11 protein-coding genes are annotated in these 15247 nt (G+C 65.8%); 6 read left to right on the top strand and 5 right to left on the bottom strand.

Annotated features, from left to right (window positions below; genetic code table 11):
- Positions 1 to 12: 12 nt before the first annotated feature.
- The 3 genes from ABD059_RS08115 to ABD059_RS08105 are packed head-to-tail and all read right to left on the bottom strand — an operon-like array spanning position 13 to position 5878.
- Positions 13 to 1668: a DUF5719 family protein gene (locus ABD059_RS08115; RefSeq protein ID WP_343878896.1), complete on the bottom strand. Its 1656-nt coding sequence runs from the start codon at positions 1666 to 1668 to the stop codon at positions 13 to 15.
- Positions 1665 to 5288, bottom strand: coding sequence for a glycosyltransferase (locus ABD059_RS08110; protein ID WP_343879196.1), 3624 nt, complete (start codon positions 5286 to 5288; stop codon positions 1665 to 1667). Before ABD059_RS08110 ends, ABD059_RS08115 begins: the two co-directional genes overlap by 4 nt.
- Positions 5289 to 5290: 2 nt before the next feature.
- Positions 5291 to 5878, bottom strand: a complete 588-nt coding sequence (locus ABD059_RS08105) for a WhiB family transcriptional regulator (protein ID WP_343878895.1) — start codon at positions 5876 to 5878, stop codon at positions 5291 to 5293.
- Positions 5879 to 6208: 330 nt separating this feature from the next.
- Between ABD059_RS08105 and ABD059_RS08100 the strand changes: the two genes are divergently transcribed.
- Positions 6209 to 6937: a TIGR03089 family protein gene (locus ABD059_RS08100; protein ID WP_343878894.1), complete on the top strand. Its 729-nt coding sequence runs from the start codon at positions 6209 to 6211 to the stop codon at positions 6935 to 6937.
- Here ABD059_RS08100 and ABD059_RS08095 read toward each other — a convergent pair.
- The gene (locus ABD059_RS08095) at positions 6915 to 7550 is read right to left on the bottom strand and encodes a GtrA family protein (RefSeq protein ID WP_343878893.1); all 636 of its coding nucleotides are present in this window, start codon (positions 7548 to 7550) and stop codon (positions 6915 to 6917) included. The two genes, ABD059_RS08100 and ABD059_RS08095, sit on opposite strands and share 23 nt — an antisense overlap.
- A gap of 193 nt (positions 7551 to 7743) precedes the next feature.
- Between ABD059_RS08095 and ABD059_RS08090 the strand changes: the two genes are divergently transcribed.
- The 5 genes from ABD059_RS08090 to ABD059_RS08070 all read left to right on the top strand — a co-directional run bounded on the left by ABD059_RS08090 (position 7744) and on the right by ABD059_RS08070 (position 14186).
- Entirely contained in the window at positions 7744 to 8925 is a 1182-nt protein-coding gene (locus ABD059_RS08090; RefSeq protein WP_343878892.1) for a 5-(carboxyamino)imidazole ribonucleotide synthase, read from the top strand.
- Positions 8926 to 8948: 23 nt separating this feature from the next.
- Positions 8949 to 9452 (top strand): 5-(carboxyamino)imidazole ribonucleotide mutase, encoded by a 504-nt coding sequence (gene purE / locus ABD059_RS08085; protein WP_343879194.1) that lies wholly within the window; start codon positions 8949 to 8951, stop codon positions 9450 to 9452.
- Entirely contained in the window at positions 9449 to 11041 is a 1593-nt protein-coding gene (locus tag ABD059_RS08080; protein ID WP_343878891.1) for an LCP family protein, read from the top strand. Before purE ends, ABD059_RS08080 begins: the two co-directional genes overlap by 4 nt.
- A gap of 15 nt (positions 11042 to 11056) precedes the next feature.
- Positions 11057 to 12322, top strand: a complete 1266-nt coding sequence (gene manA, locus ABD059_RS08075; RefSeq protein WP_343878890.1) for a mannose-6-phosphate isomerase, class I — start codon at positions 11057 to 11059, stop codon at positions 12320 to 12322.
- A 226-nt stretch (positions 12323 to 12548) separates the two neighbouring features.
- Entirely contained in the window at positions 12549 to 14186 is a 1638-nt protein-coding gene (locus tag ABD059_RS08070) for an ABC-F family ATP-binding cassette domain-containing protein (protein ID WP_343878889.1), read from the top strand.
- A 1-nt stretch (position 14187) separates the two neighbouring features.
- Here the strand turns inward: ABD059_RS08070 and ABD059_RS08065 are convergent, their stop codons facing one another.
- Positions 14188 to 15219, bottom strand: coding sequence for a lipid II:glycine glycyltransferase FemX (locus ABD059_RS08065; protein ID WP_343878888.1), 1032 nt, complete (start codon positions 15217 to 15219; stop codon positions 14188 to 14190).
- Positions 15220 to 15247: the final 28 nt, after the last annotated feature.

Below are 15247 nucleotides of genomic sequence, written 5' to 3'. Positions count from 1 at the left end.
CCGGTGAAGAACTCAGTACCCCAGGTTGACCGGCACACTGAGCTGTCCGGCGCTCCCGGGAGGAAGCGGTGTCACCGAGATCCCTGCCTCGCCATCCAGCTGATGCATCTGGGCGCCATACACCGGATCACCCGACGCTCCAATCAGAACTGCCACGACGTCATCCCCCAGATCCGCTGCTTCGACGGTCACCGTGGTGCCGCCAGCCACACTCACTGTCTGCTCGGGCTGCAGAGTCCCGTCGGTGTTCACGGGGGTGAGCTGAACCTCAGACCGACCGGAGGGTGCGCCGAACGCGAGTGCGCCTCGCGACCCGCTGGGCAACACCGCTACCTGGGTGTTACCCAGGCGTGCTCCGGACGGGGCGAACCCGAAATCGACGGGTTCCCCGGCCTCCACGCCCCGGTTGACTCGGGCTGAGGCGGAAATCAACACATCGGAGGTGACCTCGACCGTGTAGTCACCGGCGGGAAGACTTTCCAGCGACACGCCTGTCACGGCGCCGGCCGCCGCGGTGAGCACTCCCCCGTCCGGAAGCTCAATCTCACCTCCCGAACCGTAAACCCTGACATTCAGAACCGCGTCAGTGCTGCCCGGAACGACGATTTGGGCTGCAGGAGTGGCAGTCTCATAGCCGTCCTGGGCACTGATCTCGTCGGCAATGTCCTCATCCTGGACCCGCACCCCCGGGATGACCTGGGTGTTGCTTGCAGGAGCCGCCGGCTGGAGAAGTTCAACACCGCCGGCGGTGAGTTCACGCAGGACGCTCTGTTGGATGCTCCCGGTTACTCGTCCGCCGTCGCTCAGCACACGGACCGCCAGCTGGTCCTGATCGGTGGCGAGACCGGCGAGCACGATCGACTCGGTGTCACCGGGGGCGATCAGGAGCCCGCGGGTTCCCCCTGCTTCAATCGGCCCATCGGGCCCGTACAGCTCGAGGTTGACCGTAGCAGGGGTACCCGACGGGTTTGAGAGGTTCAGGACTGCGGTGGCACCCACCGTGGTGGACGCGCCAAGAATCCAGAAGTCGCTGCTCGGCGCACTGCAGTGGGCAATCGCCAGGCCAGCCAAATCGCCGTCGGTGGCGGTGTAGCTCATCACCGCACCGGCGGTGGCAGGCTGGCTGCCCACTGGTTGCGCCGAAAAGACGCTCACCCCATCGGCTGCCTGGTCGGTCAGGACCCCTGCCGTCCGATTGGTCAGCCCGTCCTCGTTGGTCACAGACTCCGGGACCGAACCCGCCCCGGAGTCGTCTGGCCCACCCGTCGCGATGGTGGCCAGGGCCTCACCTGAGCCCAGCGGGCTCAGGGTGCTGCCAGGCAGTATCCCGCCGAGGCTGCTGAGCACCATACCGCTGACCGTAGTGGAGGCTGTTTCTGATTCAGGACTGAACTCCGGGTCGGCGAGCGCCGCATCGCTTTCGAGCAGCCGCGGCGGCGCCGGGCAGACGCCCGTGTATTCGCCAGCTGGCACCTCAGCGACCGGGATGGGAAATTGGGTGGCAGCACCCGTAGGGTCGAGGACGACGGCGCCGGCGACCAGCGCGCCGCTGGTGCCGACCAGGAGAACTCCCGCACCTATTCCGGCAGCCCGCCGGAGCACACCGGACTGCCGCCGCTTGGTCCGCGGCCGCGTTGTCGGTTCTACCTCAGCTCCTGGTTCGGTCATGACCGTCCCCTTCCGCTGAGTATCGATTCTTCGTCGGGTGTTTCACCAGGCTGGCGTGTTTCGTCGAGACTGGGTGACTCGCCGTAGTGAGGTGATCCACCGCCCACCGGGGGCACGCTACCTGCTGTTTCAGCATCGGACCCATCGGCGGGCGACTGAACCAGTGCGACCGGCTGGCCACGACGCCCAGGGTAGGCCCGCACGAAGCGTGGCCGCGATGGCATGGGGATCGCCAGCAGAACGGTCAGTCCGATGACGAGGGCTGAGCCGATGGCAGCCCAGGGCTCCCAGGGTGTCTCATAACTGACCTCAAGCCTGCCGCCGTCTGCTGGCACGGCGAATGCCTGGGACCAGCCGGATTCAACGGTGTCGAGAGGCTGTCCATCGAGGGTGGCCTGCCAGCCGGCGTCGGCGCGTTCGGTCAGCACCAGGGTGCGGTCCGCCGAGCCAGCCGGAATGACCGAGGTGACAGTCGCTGACCCTGAATCGACCACTACTGAGGTGGTTCCGTCAGCCTCCACGATGCGGGCGCGCGCTCCGGTGGTCGAGCCCTCAACCGCGCTGGTTTCGGGCACTGCCGCGTTCTCTTCACCCGAGGGGGGTACCACGCGCCAGAGCCAACCGGAAGTGGTATTTCCTACCGCGACGAGTCCAGGCACTGAGTCAATCTGACCGGCAAGTACTTCCGCTGCCGAGTCCGATTGCTGCAACACCACGAACCCCACCCCCAGCTGGCTGAGTTCCTCCCGGGGGTCGTACCCGGAGCCAGCCACGATGACCGCAACGGTGCTTCTGATGGCGGCGGTTGCCTCGTCGTCCTCGCGGAGACTTGCGGACCCCAGTGGACCGTACAGGCCGCGGGCCGAATAGATCTGCGAGAGCTGATCGAGGGTGGTGCCGCCGCTGCGCATCAGGGCGGCGCTGACGTTGTTGCTGCCGTCGACGTTCAGGACCAGGGATTTGGTGCGCTCTGCACTGTTCCCACGGTCGGCCGCGGTCGCGGGCAGGGTGCGCTCGGTGCTGGGTGCCACCAGTATGTCGGCGCCGAAGCGGGTACCGGCCAACTCGGTCCCGCTTGCGTCGGCGGCAGGAGCCGTGGTCGCGGCAGCAACGCTGTCAGCCGGTGAAGGCAGCGACCAGAGCGCCAGACTCGCTGCTGGGCCGAGCGCGAAGACGACGGCGGCGGCCACTAGTGCGGGGCCGGTCCGTCGTCGCGGTGCAGTGGAATCGGCCCGGGCGCGACGAGCGGTCCGTAGCTGGTGGGCGGAGATCGCCTTATCTGCCCCGATGACCGCGGCGGCGGCGATGGCGAGCAGCAGCACCGAGACAAGAGGGCCGGTGAAGGGCGTGACCAGCGCCGAGGACCCCACCGACACTGCGACAAAGGACAGGACCGTGGTGAGCAACATTGCTGCGAGGCCAAGGAGCCAGAGTCCTAGAACCATCGGGGTCCCGCGGCCGGGGAGAAACAGGGCCGCGACGGCCAGCAGGATTGCCGGCCCGCCGACGAGAAGTGCTGCCACCAGCGCCCACGGACCGTCAGGGAGGAAGGGGAGTGCGGCGAGCGGGGCCAGCGGTTCAAAGGCAACCGGGTGGCCCAGCAGTTGCTGCCACAGCTCAGCGACGACAAACGGAACCGGCACACCCGGATCACCCAGAACGGCCCGCAGTTGGTTGGTGGTTGAGGCGATGAACGGAACGAACAAAGCCAAGGGTGGCAGTAAGGACCACCACAGAGTCTTCGCCCGGCGACGGAGCAACAGCATGGTGCCAAGGACCCCTGCCACCAGGAGTGGGAGTAATGACGGCGCACCAGCTGTGATGACCGCCAGCAGGAGCCCTGCTGCCGCTGCGGCGGTCCAGCTAGGTACCCCGTTGATCCCTGGCTTCAACATCATCTCGACGGAACGAGGACGGGCATACGCGTCGTCGTCGTGAGCGGGAAGGCTTGGCACAGCGGAGGCATGCGTCGCGTCGCCAGGCTGCGGGTGGGCCCCCGGCCGCGGCGCCCGTGCGGCCCCGACTGCACGGAGCAAGGCCAGCCCCGCTAGCGGCAGGAGCACGTGCGCGATCAGCGCCCCAAGCCGGCCGCTACCCAGCGCCACCTGAAGCGTTGGCGCTGCCGCCCAGAAAAATGCTGCCCAAAAGCGCAGACCCCTGCTCCAGGTCAACGCTCCGGTGGCGAACCATGCGGACAGCCCGGCAAGGGGCAGGGCCAGCAGCATCAGGGTGACCAGCACAGCGTTACCGTTCCCCAGGCCGAGCGCGGCCAGCAACCACAGCACATACCCGAAGGGATCCCCGTGTCCCGACATGCCCGAACCCAGGGTGATCCACCAGGTCGAGGCGTTGTGCCAGATGTCGACCATGCTGGTGGAGACTGGCAGGAGTGCTCCCCCAGCCAACGCGGGAGCACCGATGAAGCGGTACAGCGTGACCACTGAGACAGCGGTGAGGACCACTGAGGCGGCAACCGCTCCGACACCCACCCAGGTGCGGGAGGGCGCGACCAGTGAGCTGAAATCTTCGGCGGCGTCGCCTGAGGGGATGTAGGTGCTTTGCTCGTCGGCAATGGCCTGCTCGCTGAGATGACCCTCAGCGGAGAAGGCCTCGATCACCGAGCGGCGGTGGGACCAGACTTCACGGCGGCTGGTGCGCAGCGCCCGCACCACACTGCGGGGGCGCTTCTTCGTGAGGGCTGCGCGGCGCCGGGACCTGAAGAGGTCCACCGGGCGGAGCACTGCGGCGATGCTCGCGAACAACTGGCTGAACCCATACCCCGGGTCCTTGGCCAACAGGCCCATGAGGAGCCGGCCAAACCCGCCAATGACCGCGCCAACCGCGAGAAACGGGATCTTCCACAGCGTCGCGTGCTTTAACCGCAGATAGACCTCAGCCTTGCGGGCGGCACGCTGGGCGGCGGTGGGATGCTGCCGGGGGTCGGCGTGCCGCATGACCGCGGTGGGAACAACCACCACGCGGTGCCCGGCCAGCCGGTTCCGCCAGCAGAAGTCGACGTCGTCGCCGGTACCGGGGAGCGCCGGGTCGAAACCTCCGAGCTCCTCCCACACATCACGGCGGACCAGCACGCCCGCTGAGTTGACGGCAAAAACGTCGCTCCGCGAATCGTATTGGCCCTGATCGAGCTCATCGACGTCAATCAAGGTCAGGCGTTCGGCCCATCGGCTGATGGACAGACCGACGTCGATGATCTTTCGGCGGTTGTCCCATTCGACCTGTTTCGACCCTGCAACAGTGACTGATGGAGCGCGCTCGACGGCGAGCAGGAGTTCATCAAGAGCGTTCGGCTCGGGCGCCGAGTCGTCATGGAGCAGCCAGATCCACTCATGGGTGTCGTCGGCGGTGGAGCGCGCCGGAACCTCGGAGAGACCGACCCGGATTGCAGCACCGAAACCGGCTCTCGCCGCCGAGCCGACCACTGGGCTGCCGATTGGAAGCTCCAGCTGCAGGATCGACGCCGAATCGTCGGTGGACCCGGCGTCGACACCGACAACAAAGTTCGGCTGGTGCCGCTGTGCTCGGAGTGCCGCGAGAGTGGCTGGAAGAAAAGCTGAGCCGTTGTGGGTGACCACAACGGCTGTGACGCGCGGGTGCTGCAGAATTAGACCGCTCGCTTTCGTAGCCGGCGCCGTTCACGCTCGGACAGCCCACCCCAGATGCCGAAACGCTCGTCGTTGGCCAGTGCGTACTCAAGGCACTGCGACCGCACGTTGCAGGCACCGCACACCTTCTTGGCGTCGCGGGTGGAACCACCCTTTTCAGGGAAGAACGCTTCGGGGTCTGTCTGTGCGCAGAGGGAGTCGGCCTGCCAGCCGAGCTCGCCCTCGTCGTCGAAATCCTGGCCAATCCCCGGAAGACCAATCCACACCGCCTGGTCGCTGCGCGCCGGTGCCTGCCTCGACGGCGACGAGATGCGTTCGGGGGCAGCCAACAGATCGGAGGGCCTCGAATCAGCTGGCGCATCGGGCAGTTCGACTTCACTGGGGTCGTCAGCCAGTGCCTCGTGTGCGGTCAGGAAGGCAGTGGCCTGATCCTCCAGCGAACTCTCGGTGCTACGCCGATAACGTTCTGCCGCATCCGGGTCCGCCGGGTCGACAAACCAGTCGCTCGGCACCCCACGTGATCCGTAACGAGCCGATGCCTGTGCCTGGATGGTCGAACGATCGTCGACCTTCTCTGCCTGTCCCATGTCAGCCCTCCCGGTGTTGCCGCTCCAGCAGCTACTGTGGTGGATTCAGGCACGACTGCTGAGCAAAAAAATGTTTGCGAGAGGCATGCGGCCCAAGTGTCCGATGTGCTGGAACTTTCCGATACCTAATTACACGCGTGTAATACGTGTTCAGTCAAGCGCCGGGAGGAATCTTATAGAGTTATTTCCCGGGAACCCGTTCACGCCACGCTGAGAGTTTGTCACGATACCGGCGGCGTGTCCCCCGGGACACTGGCGATTCGTCCCAGCCGGGAGAAACAGCCACGAAACGCAGGAAAATAGACGTCGCCAGGAAGGCATCAACCGGTCATGGATTCAGCCACACCAGTCCCCCAGCTCATGAATCAACTCCGTACGGTGAACCCGTCTGCTCCGCGCCTGATCTGGTACGGGCCGGACAGTGAGCGGATCGAGCTCTCCGGCCGGGTCCTCGACAACTGGGTGGCCAAAACCTCCAACCTTCTGGTCGAAGAACTGGATGCCACCCCCGGCACCCGGGTGGCGCTGCAACTGCCGGGCCATTGGAAGACCCTCGTCTGGGCCCTGGCCTGCTGGCAGGTAGGGGCTATTCCAGTCGATGGCTCTGACGGATCGGACCAGCCGGTGGACCTCGTAGTAAGTTCCTCCGACGCCGTGACGGTGGCCGGACCCACCCAGCTTCTGGTGCTGGTAGCTCTCGGCGCGCTCGACCTGAAGTGGTCAGGGCAGCTTCCGGCCGGAGCCGTCGACTATGCCGCCGAGGTCCGCAGCTATGGGGATGAGTTTTTCGATCTTCCACCGGCTGACGCAGACCAGATCGCCGTGGAGCAGGACGGCACGACGCTCGGCATGCAGGTCCTCTTCGATCGCGCCGCCGCCTGCGACTGGACGCCCGCCGGCGTTTTATTAGTGCAGGCAGACCTGCCACTGGAGACGGTGCTGGCCGCAGCAGTGCACTGCTGGACCACGGGGGGCACCTTGATCGTCGTCGACCCCGGTGTCGAACTGGCCGAGAAACTGCTGGCGAGCGAGCGCGTTACTGATCGCGTGGGAGAGTAGGGTCCGGCGACGGACTGTCCAGCGAATCGACCATCCGGGGTCCCGCCGGAGCGCCGCTTGTCTCGCTCACCTGCCCGTCAGCGCCTCTCTCATCGGGGTGGCTCTCATCTGGGTGACTCTCATCTGGGTGGCCGAAGAGTTCACGGTCGTGGCTGAAGGCGGGGTCCTCGTCGAGTTCGACGTTGAACACCCAGAAGCGATAGGCGACGAAGCGCAGGATTGTGGCGAGCACCGTCCCGACCACCCCGGCAAAGAACAGGGTGGGTCGGTCAGTGATGTCGAGCGGATACTTGGCGATCCAGACGCAGCCCGCCGCGATCCCCATTCCGATCACGTTGATGAACACGAACATGGTCAGTTCGCGCATCGGGTTTGCCTGCCGGCGGCGCCTGAAGGTCCAGTAACGGTTGGCGATCCAGGAAAAGACGGTAGCGACAGACGCGGAGACGAAACGCGCCTTGACCTCGCTGTCTGCCATGGGGCCATGGATCAGATACCAGAACAGCCCGTTGTCGATGACAAACGCCACACCGCCAACAGCACCGAACTTGGCGACCTCTCGCCAGAACAGGGAGGCTAGGCCCCTGATGCGCTCTGCCACTCTGGAAAACATGACCCTCCGCGGTCCGGTTGCATGTCTGGTTCACCTTGATCGCGGACGTGCAATCGTGAATGAAGTACCACCATGCTCCATGCACAACGGCCAGTGAGTCATTTTAGCCGCCAAGCATGGGAGTTTCCTATAAACCCTCCCGTCGCAGGCTTCGCATGCCAGCGCAGAGCCGAGCAGTGGGTACCCTGAATACGTGACTTTCCCCGTAATAGGCGTCGTTGGCGGCGGCCAGCTAGCCCGAATGATGGCCCCCGCCGCCATCCAGCTCGGCTTCACCCTCCGTGTCCTTGCCGAAGGCCCCGATGTCTCGGCGGTAGCCGCTGTCGCCTCCTCGACGATTGGCGACTACCGCAGTCTCGACGATCTCCGGGACTTTGCCAACGGCGTCGATGTGCTGACCTTCGACCACGAGCACGTCCCCGGCGACCTGCTCAGGGCGCTGCAGTCGGACGGCGTCAACGTGCAACCGCAGCCAGAGGCCCTCGCCCACGCACAGGACAAAATTGTGATGCGCCGCGCCATCGACCGGATGGGTCTCCCCAATCCTGAGTGGGCTGAGGTTTCTTCGGTCGAGGAACTGTGCGCTTTTGGGGACCGGATTGGCTGGCCTGTGGTCCTGAAGACCCCCCGCGGTGGGTACGACGGCAAGGGGGTCATGGTGGTCAACACTCCTGGCGATGCCGGCCGCGCCGCCGCCTGGTTCCAGGGCAGCCCGCTGCTCGCCGAAGCCAAGGTCGAGTTCAGCCGTGAACTGTCAGCCCTCGTGGCCCGCACCCCGTCCGGGTCCTCCCGGGCGTGGCCTGTCGTTCACTCGATCCAGGTGGATGGGGTCTGCGATGAAGTTATCGCACCAGCTGCCAACCTCTCCGCAGAACTCGCAGCGTCGATCGGTGAGGCAGCGCTCAGAATTGCCGATGATCTAGGGGTGACCGGGGTCATGGCTGTCGAACTCTTCCAAACCCCGGGCACCGATGCCGGCTTTATGGTGAATGAGCTGGCCATGCGCCCCCACAACTCCGGCCACTGGACCATGGACGGCTCAGTCACCGGACAATTCGAGCAGCATCTTCGCGCGGTCCTGGACCTGCCCCTGGGCGACACTGGGACCCTGGGTACCGTGACAGTGATGAAGAACTATCTTGGTGGCGACAACGTTGACCTGTTTAGCGCCTACCCGGCAGCGCTGGCGGCTGAGCCAGCCGCGAAGATCCATTCCTACGGCAAGGGTGTGCGTCCCGGCCGCAAGATCGGCCACGTCAATGCGGTGGCTCTGGCAGGCGAAAACCTCGAAACCGTCCGGAACCGGGCGGAACGAGCTGCGGCTATTCTCCGGAATGGGCCCGACAGTTCAAAGATCCGGAAGGAAAACGCGTGAATGATCCGCTGGTAGGGCTTGTCATGGGGTCGGACTCGGACTGGCCGGTCATGGAGGCGGCAGCACAGGCCCTGACCGAATTCGGGGTACCCTTCGAAGCCGACGTCGTTTCAGCCCACCGGATGCCCACCGAAATGATCGCGTACGGGCAGCAGGCACAAGAACGGGGCCTTCGCGTCATTATCGCCGGCGCCGGCGGAGCCGCTCACCTGCCCGGGATGCTCGCCTCGGTCACCGTGCTGCCAGTGATTGGAGTGCCGGTGCCGCTTAAATACCTTGACGGAATGGATTCCCTCCTGTCGATCGTCCAGATGCCCGCCGGAGTGCCGGTTGCCGCCGTCTCCATCGGTGGTGCCCGCAACGCCGGGCTGCTCGCCGTGCGGATGCTCGCAGCCGGTGAGGACGCCCTGGCGCAACGCCTCAGAGCTGAGCTCGTCGACTTTGCGGCCGGCCTGCGGGAGACCGCCGTTCAAAAGGGTGCTGCCCTTCGATCCCGAGCGACTCCACCCGAGAAGAGCGGCGTATGAGCCAGGCTTCCGACCCGGAGGGGCAGTGGCTGCTCACCGATCCGGTTCGCTACCCGCAGGCAGCGACACCCAGGGTTCGCACCAAGCGCGCCTTCGTCCTCCTGTTGCTGACCCTGGTTCTGCCCGGCTCGGCGCAGATTGTTGCCGGTAATCGGCGGTTGGGCCGGAGGGCGCTTCTGGTGACCTTCGCCGTCTGGCTGTCGGTGCTGGCCACCATTGTCATCGCGGTCACCAACCGGACAGCACTGGTGAGCGCAGTGACCCACCAATGGTGGTCACTCTTCCTGATCATCGTCTTACTGGTCCTTGCCGTGTCCTGGGCGGTTCTCTTCCTGAACACCCTGCGGATCATCAGGCCCCCTCTCCTGGAGCGATCCATGCGTCCAGTTGTCGCCGGATCCCTGGTGGCACTGATGGTGGTCACCAGCGGATCCCTCGCCTACGGCGCCTATCTGCTCAACGTAAGTCGTGGCACCTTCGGCTCCATCTTTCAGGCCGGCCCCGCCTTCGATCCTGTAGATGGCCGGTACAACTTCCTGCTGATGGGCGGCGACGCTGGCGAGGACCGGACCGGACGCCGGCCTGACAGCATTTCGGTGATCAGCGTCGATGCCTCCTCGGGGGCCACCGTGACCTTCAGCATCCCCCGGAACTTCCAGAATGCCCCGTTCACCGAGGATTCCCCCCTGTGGGAGATCTACCCTGATGGGTACAACTGCGGCGACGAGTGCATCATCAACAGCCTCTACCCGACAATCGCCCAGGACCACGCCGACCTTTACCCGGAGTCCGACGATCCAGGAGCGGAAGCCATGATGGATGCCGCCGGCGGCATCCTGGGGATCGAGGTACAGGCCTACATCCTGGTCGACATGGAAGGTTTCTCCCAGGTCATCGACGCCATGGGTGGGATCACGATCGACGCTGGCGGGTGGGTTCCGATCACTGCTGCGGAAATCCCCGGCACCAACCCGATCCAGCATTATCCGCCGTCCGGATGGATCGCCCCCGGAGTGCAGACCCTCGATGGGTACCACGCGCTCTGGTACGCGCGATCCCGGGAGTTTGTCACCGACTATCACCGCATCGCCCGACAGCAGTGCGTCCAGCAGGCCATGATTGCCCAACTGGATCCGGCGACCGTTCTCACCCGGTTCGAGGACCTGGCCAGTGCCGGCGCGGACATCGTCGAAACCGACATCTCCCTGGACCAGCTGGGGAGCTTCGTCGACCTTGCCCTGAAAGCAAAGAACCACGAAACCCGTCGCCTGACCATCGGGCCACCCGACTTCGGCACGGCCGCGGACAACTTCGTTACCTACCCGGTGTTCGAGGAGATCCATCAGCGGGTGCAGCAGACCCTGGCGGAAACCACTGGAGCGGATCCCGCCGCAGACGCACCCGTTCCAGCTGAACTGGCGTCAACCACAGCGGTGTCGGTATTCCAACCTGTGCAACCAGCCATCGTGCCCGCGCAGGTGACCGCGCCGGAAATCACTGAAGAGTACCTGCAGCAGCTGGCCACCATCGGGGACAGTGCAACCCTCAGCACCCTGTTGGACAACAACGGGGAATGCAGTCCCGCCTAAGGAAACGAGTCAGCCATGTACCTGCTGGAGAACACGCTGCGGCCCTACGCCTGGGGCTCCGAGACGGCGATCGCTGAGCTGCTCGGCCGGGTCCCCTCGGGAGGCCCCGAAGCTGAACTGTGGGTGGGAGCCCACCCAGACTCGCCCTCCCAGGCGGTGCTGGAGGACGGCACCCGCCAGAACCTGGACCAGTTGATCGCTTCCGGTCCGGAGCGGGCTCTTGGCCCCGAGGTCGTGCAGAGTTTCGGTGACCGGCTGCCATTCCTATTGAAGGTGCTCGCCGCCGCCGCCCCGTTGTCGCTACAGGTCCACCCCAGCAGCGCCCAGGCTGCGGCCGGGTTTGCGGCCGAGAACGTTGCCGGCGTGCCCGCCGATGCTCCGCACCGCAATTACCGGGATGGGTTCCACAAACCCGAGATGATCCTCGCTCTTACCCCGTTTGAGGCTCTGTGCGGGTTCCGGCCGGTGGCAGAGGCTGCGGGGGTCTTCGAACGCCTGATCTCGGCCGTCACGGAATCCGGCGCTCCTGCACCCCAGCTTCTGACCGACGTCGTCAGCGACCTCACCGGATCTAGCCCGCAGGACGCCCTGCGAAGCGCCTTCACCCGCCTCCTGACCGGCGGCGAAGCTGCGGCGCAGGCATCAGAAGCTGTCGCCGCGGCTGTGGCCTCCGCACCGGGCAGGGAAGCGGCCACAGTCCGTGAGCTCTCCGCCCACTACCCAGCGGATCCCGGCGTGCTGGTGGCACTGCTTTTGAACCGCGTATCGCTCAGTCCCGGGCAAGCCATCTATCTGCCCGCCGGGAACGTCCACGCCTACCTGAGCGGCCTGGGGATCGAGGTGATGGCGGCGTCGGACAACGTGCTGCGCGGCGGCCTGACACCCAAGCACATCGACGTTCCCGAGTTGCTGCGGACTGTGGTTTTCGAGCCGGTCAGCGTGCCGGCCGTCGAGGTACGCCACACGGGCCTGGGCCAGGAACTGTATTGCCCGCCCTTCGAGGAATTCGCCCTGCAGCGCCTTGAGCTCCGTATGGGGTCGGATTCAATGGCCTCCGCCGATGTGCCTCTGGCCCAGAACGGTCCGGTGTTGGTCCTGGCCGTCTCGGGCAGCATCGTTCTTGATTCCCCTCGCGGCGACCTGATCGTGCCTCGCGGTTCCAGCGCCTTCGTCCCGGCCAACGAGGCTCCCGTCATGGTGAAGCTCGCCGTCGGCACCGGGCCCGACACCGACCAGGACGACGACGGCGCCCTCGCCTTCGCGGTAACTCTCGCCGGCTGAGCCCCACCGCCTGGCACCGGCCGGGCACCGCGGACAACAGCGGCACCAGCGGCACGGCGGCACCGGCGGGCACCGCGGCACCAGAGTAGTGGCCGCCCCGCAGCTGAGTGGTTGGCCCACCACTTATCTGCAGCCCCGCCACTTTCCTGCACACCCCAGGGGGCGTCAGGGGCACCGGCCGGGGTACAGCGCAGCCCGCTGCGGACCGAGTCCCTAAGATAGATGGGTGACTGCTTCCCTCGTGGCGAAAGACCTCTCCGGAGGCCATGCCCACCGCACCCTCTTCTCCGGTCTGAATCTGACGGTGGCGGCGGGCGACGTCGTCGGCGTCGTCGGCGCCAACGGTGCAGGCAAATCGACGCTGCTCCGGCTCCTCGCTGGCGTCGACGACCCGCTTGGCGGCAGCGTGACCACCGCGCCCGCTGATGCGTTTGTCGGCTGGTTACCGCAGGAGCAGGAGCGACTACCGGGCGAGACCATTGAGGGCTACCTCGGTCGGCGGACGGGAACGACGGCGGCCACCGCGGCGATGGAAGCCGCCGCCGATGAACTGGCTTCCGGAACCCAGGCCGCCAACGACACGTATGGGGCCGCCCTCGACCACTGGATGGCGTGTGGGGCCGCCGATCTCGCCGACCGTATCCCCCAGGTACTGGCTGAGCTTGGCCTGACCCTTGGACCCGACACACCGATGACTGGGCTTTCGGGAGGGCAGGCCGCCCGGGTGGCGCTGGCCGCCCTGCTGCTCAGCCGGTTCGACATCGTGCTCCTCGACGAGCCCACCAATGACCTTGACCTGGCTGGCCTTGCCCGCTTGGAGGAATTTGTGCGCGGCCTGCGCGGCGGCGTCGTACTGGTCTCGCACGACCGCGAGTTCCTGGCCCGCTGCATCACCACAGTGGTGGAACTTGACCTTGCCCAGAGCAGTGTTGCCGTCTACGACGGCGGATACGACGCGTATCTTGAGGAACGCGCCGTCGCGAAACGTCATGCACGGGAAGCCTACGAGGAGTTCGCCGACAAGAAGTCCGACCTTGTTTCCCGCGCCCGCACCCAGCGGGAGTGGAGTTCCCAGGGCGTCCGCAACGCGATGAAGAAGAGCCCGGACAATGACAAGATCCGCCGGCGCGCGAGCATGGAATCCTCGGAGAAGCAGGCGCAAAAGGTCCGGCAGATGGAATCGCGGATTTCCCGCCTCGATGAGGTGGCAGAACCGCGCAAGGAATGGCAGTTGCAGTTCACCATCGGCTCCGCCCCGCGCTCCAGCTCGGTGGTGGCAACCCTCAATTCTGCGGTGGTCAGGCGCGGAGGATTCACTCTCGGGCCGGTCACGCTGCAGGTCAATGCCGGGGACCGGATTGGGATAACCGGGCCGAACGGTGCGGGGAAATCCACCCTGCTGGCCCTGTTGCTGGGCCAGTTGGTGCCCGACGACGGCGGCGCCGGGCTGGGCGCCAGTGTTGCCGTGGGAGAGATTGATCAAGCCCGCGGCGTGTTTGCGGAATCCGAGCCGTTGGGTGATGCGTTTGAAGCGCTAGTTCCGAGCCTCAATCGGGCTGAGGTGCGCACTTTGCTGGCCAAGTTCGGGCTCAAAGCCGATCAGGTCAGCGGTACCGTGGGGAGCCTCTCCCCCGGGGAGCGCACCCGCGCTGCGCTGGCCCTCCTGCAGTCCCGCGGAGTGAACCTTTTGGTGCTTGACGAGCCCACCAACCATCTCGACCTGCCGGCCATTGAACAGCTGGAGGAGGCACTCGAGAACTATGACGGGGCGCTCCTCCTGGTCTCGCATGACCGGCGGCTACTCGAGAATGTCAGGCTGGACTCCCGCTGGACCGTTGCCGACGGTCAGGTCACCGCTAGCTGACCTAGTGGCGTCCGGGCAGCTTCGCCTTCAGCTTCCCTGCAGTGACCTGCGCGAGGCGCACCCCGTCCCGGGCCAGCGGCATCGCCCGGGAATACAGGGGGTAGAGGGGTGAAAGCGGCTTGTCCCAGGTGCCCGCCAGCTGGTCTTCGTGCTTGGCCCAGCCCATCTTGAACTTGGAGACTCCGTCGTTGAGCAGCCCGTTGAAGTCATACCGCACCGCGCCCCGCTCCTTCATGGACTGGATTGCCAACCACTTCAGGGCATAGTTGGCGCGCAGCTGCTCACCCTCGGGTGTCATCCCACCATAGAGTTCGAAGACCGTGTGATCGCTGGCGGACAGCCAGAGGAACGCTACGACGTCGTCGCCCTGGAAAGCGGCGAGCACCGGCGACGCGCTGCCAAGGTTGTCATAGATGTCCAGGTAGTAGGGATCCTCGTGGATACCGAACCCCGCCCGCTCGGCAGTCTGACGATAGACCGCCAGGCACTGGGGCAACTCCGCTCGGGTCACCTGCCTGTACTCAAGGTCCTCCCGGCCGGACTTCCGAATGTATTGCCGATGTTTCTTACTCATTCCCGCGAGGAGCTCGTCCTCGCTGAGGGTGAGGTCGAGGATGAGGGTGCGGCCAATCAGGATGGTGTTCGCGGTACTGCGCCACCCGGCTGCCGGCAGTGCCGTGGACGGAGCCGCCTCGGCGTCCCAGTCGGGTTCAATGCTCAACGCCACTGACCGGTGGGCCTGGCGGACATAGACTTCAAGCGCGCCCAGCACGTCGGCTTCGCGCCCCGGCGCTGTCTGCGGCCCACGTGGGCAGTAGGCCAGGGACCTGAACGGCAGGGGAAGCCTACGGAGCAGCACCTGTGCGCAGCCCACCAGCACTCCGTCATCCTGCATCAGCACCCGGTCAACGGTCCACCCGTGGGCGGCCTTGGTCTTGCCCCAGCCCCAGAGCTGCTGGGGGTGCCCCAGCAGCTCATTCACAGCGGAGTCCCACCGGGACTCGTCGACGCATTGCACAACAGTAAGGGTCATGCCCTCAACCCTAGCCTTGATCCAGGAC

The organism is Arthrobacter flavus, assembly GCF_039526005.1.
In the GTDB taxonomy this organism is placed as follows: domain Bacteria; phylum Actinomycetota; class Actinomycetes; order Actinomycetales; family Micrococcaceae; genus Arthrobacter_D; species Arthrobacter_D flavus.
This window is presented reverse-complemented; position numbering and strand designations above follow the sequence as displayed.

Excerpts from the sequence above, each read along its gene's own strand:
- ABD059_RS08080 (WP_343878891.1), top strand. The coding sequence starts at position 9,449 with ATGAGCCAGGCTTCCGACCCGGAGGGGCAGTGGCTGCTCACCGATCCG.
- manA (WP_343878890.1), top strand. The coding sequence starts at position 11,057 with ATGTACCTGCTGGAGAACACGCTGCGGCCCTACGCCTGGGGCTCCGAG.
- ABD059_RS08105 (WP_343878895.1), bottom strand. The coding sequence starts at position 5,878 with ATGGGACAGGCAGAGAAGGTCGACGATCGTTCGACCATCCAGGCACAG.
- ABD059_RS08100 (WP_343878894.1), top strand. The coding sequence starts at position 6,209 with ATGGATTCAGCCACACCAGTCCCCCAGCTCATGAATCAACTCCGTACG.
- ABD059_RS08095 (WP_343878893.1), bottom strand. The coding sequence starts at position 7,550 with ATGTTTTCCAGAGTGGCAGAGCGCATCAGGGGCCTAGCCTCCCTGTTC.
- ABD059_RS08115 (WP_343878896.1), bottom strand. The coding sequence starts at position 1,668 with ATGACCGAACCAGGAGCTGAGGTAGAACCGACAACGCGGCCGCGGACC.
- ABD059_RS08065 (WP_343878888.1), bottom strand. The coding sequence starts at position 15,219 with ATGACCCTTACTGTTGTGCAATGCGTCGACGAGTCCCGGTGGGACTCC.
- purE (WP_343879194.1), top strand. The coding sequence starts at position 8,949 with ATGGGGTCGGACTCGGACTGGCCGGTCATGGAGGCGGCAGCACAGGCC.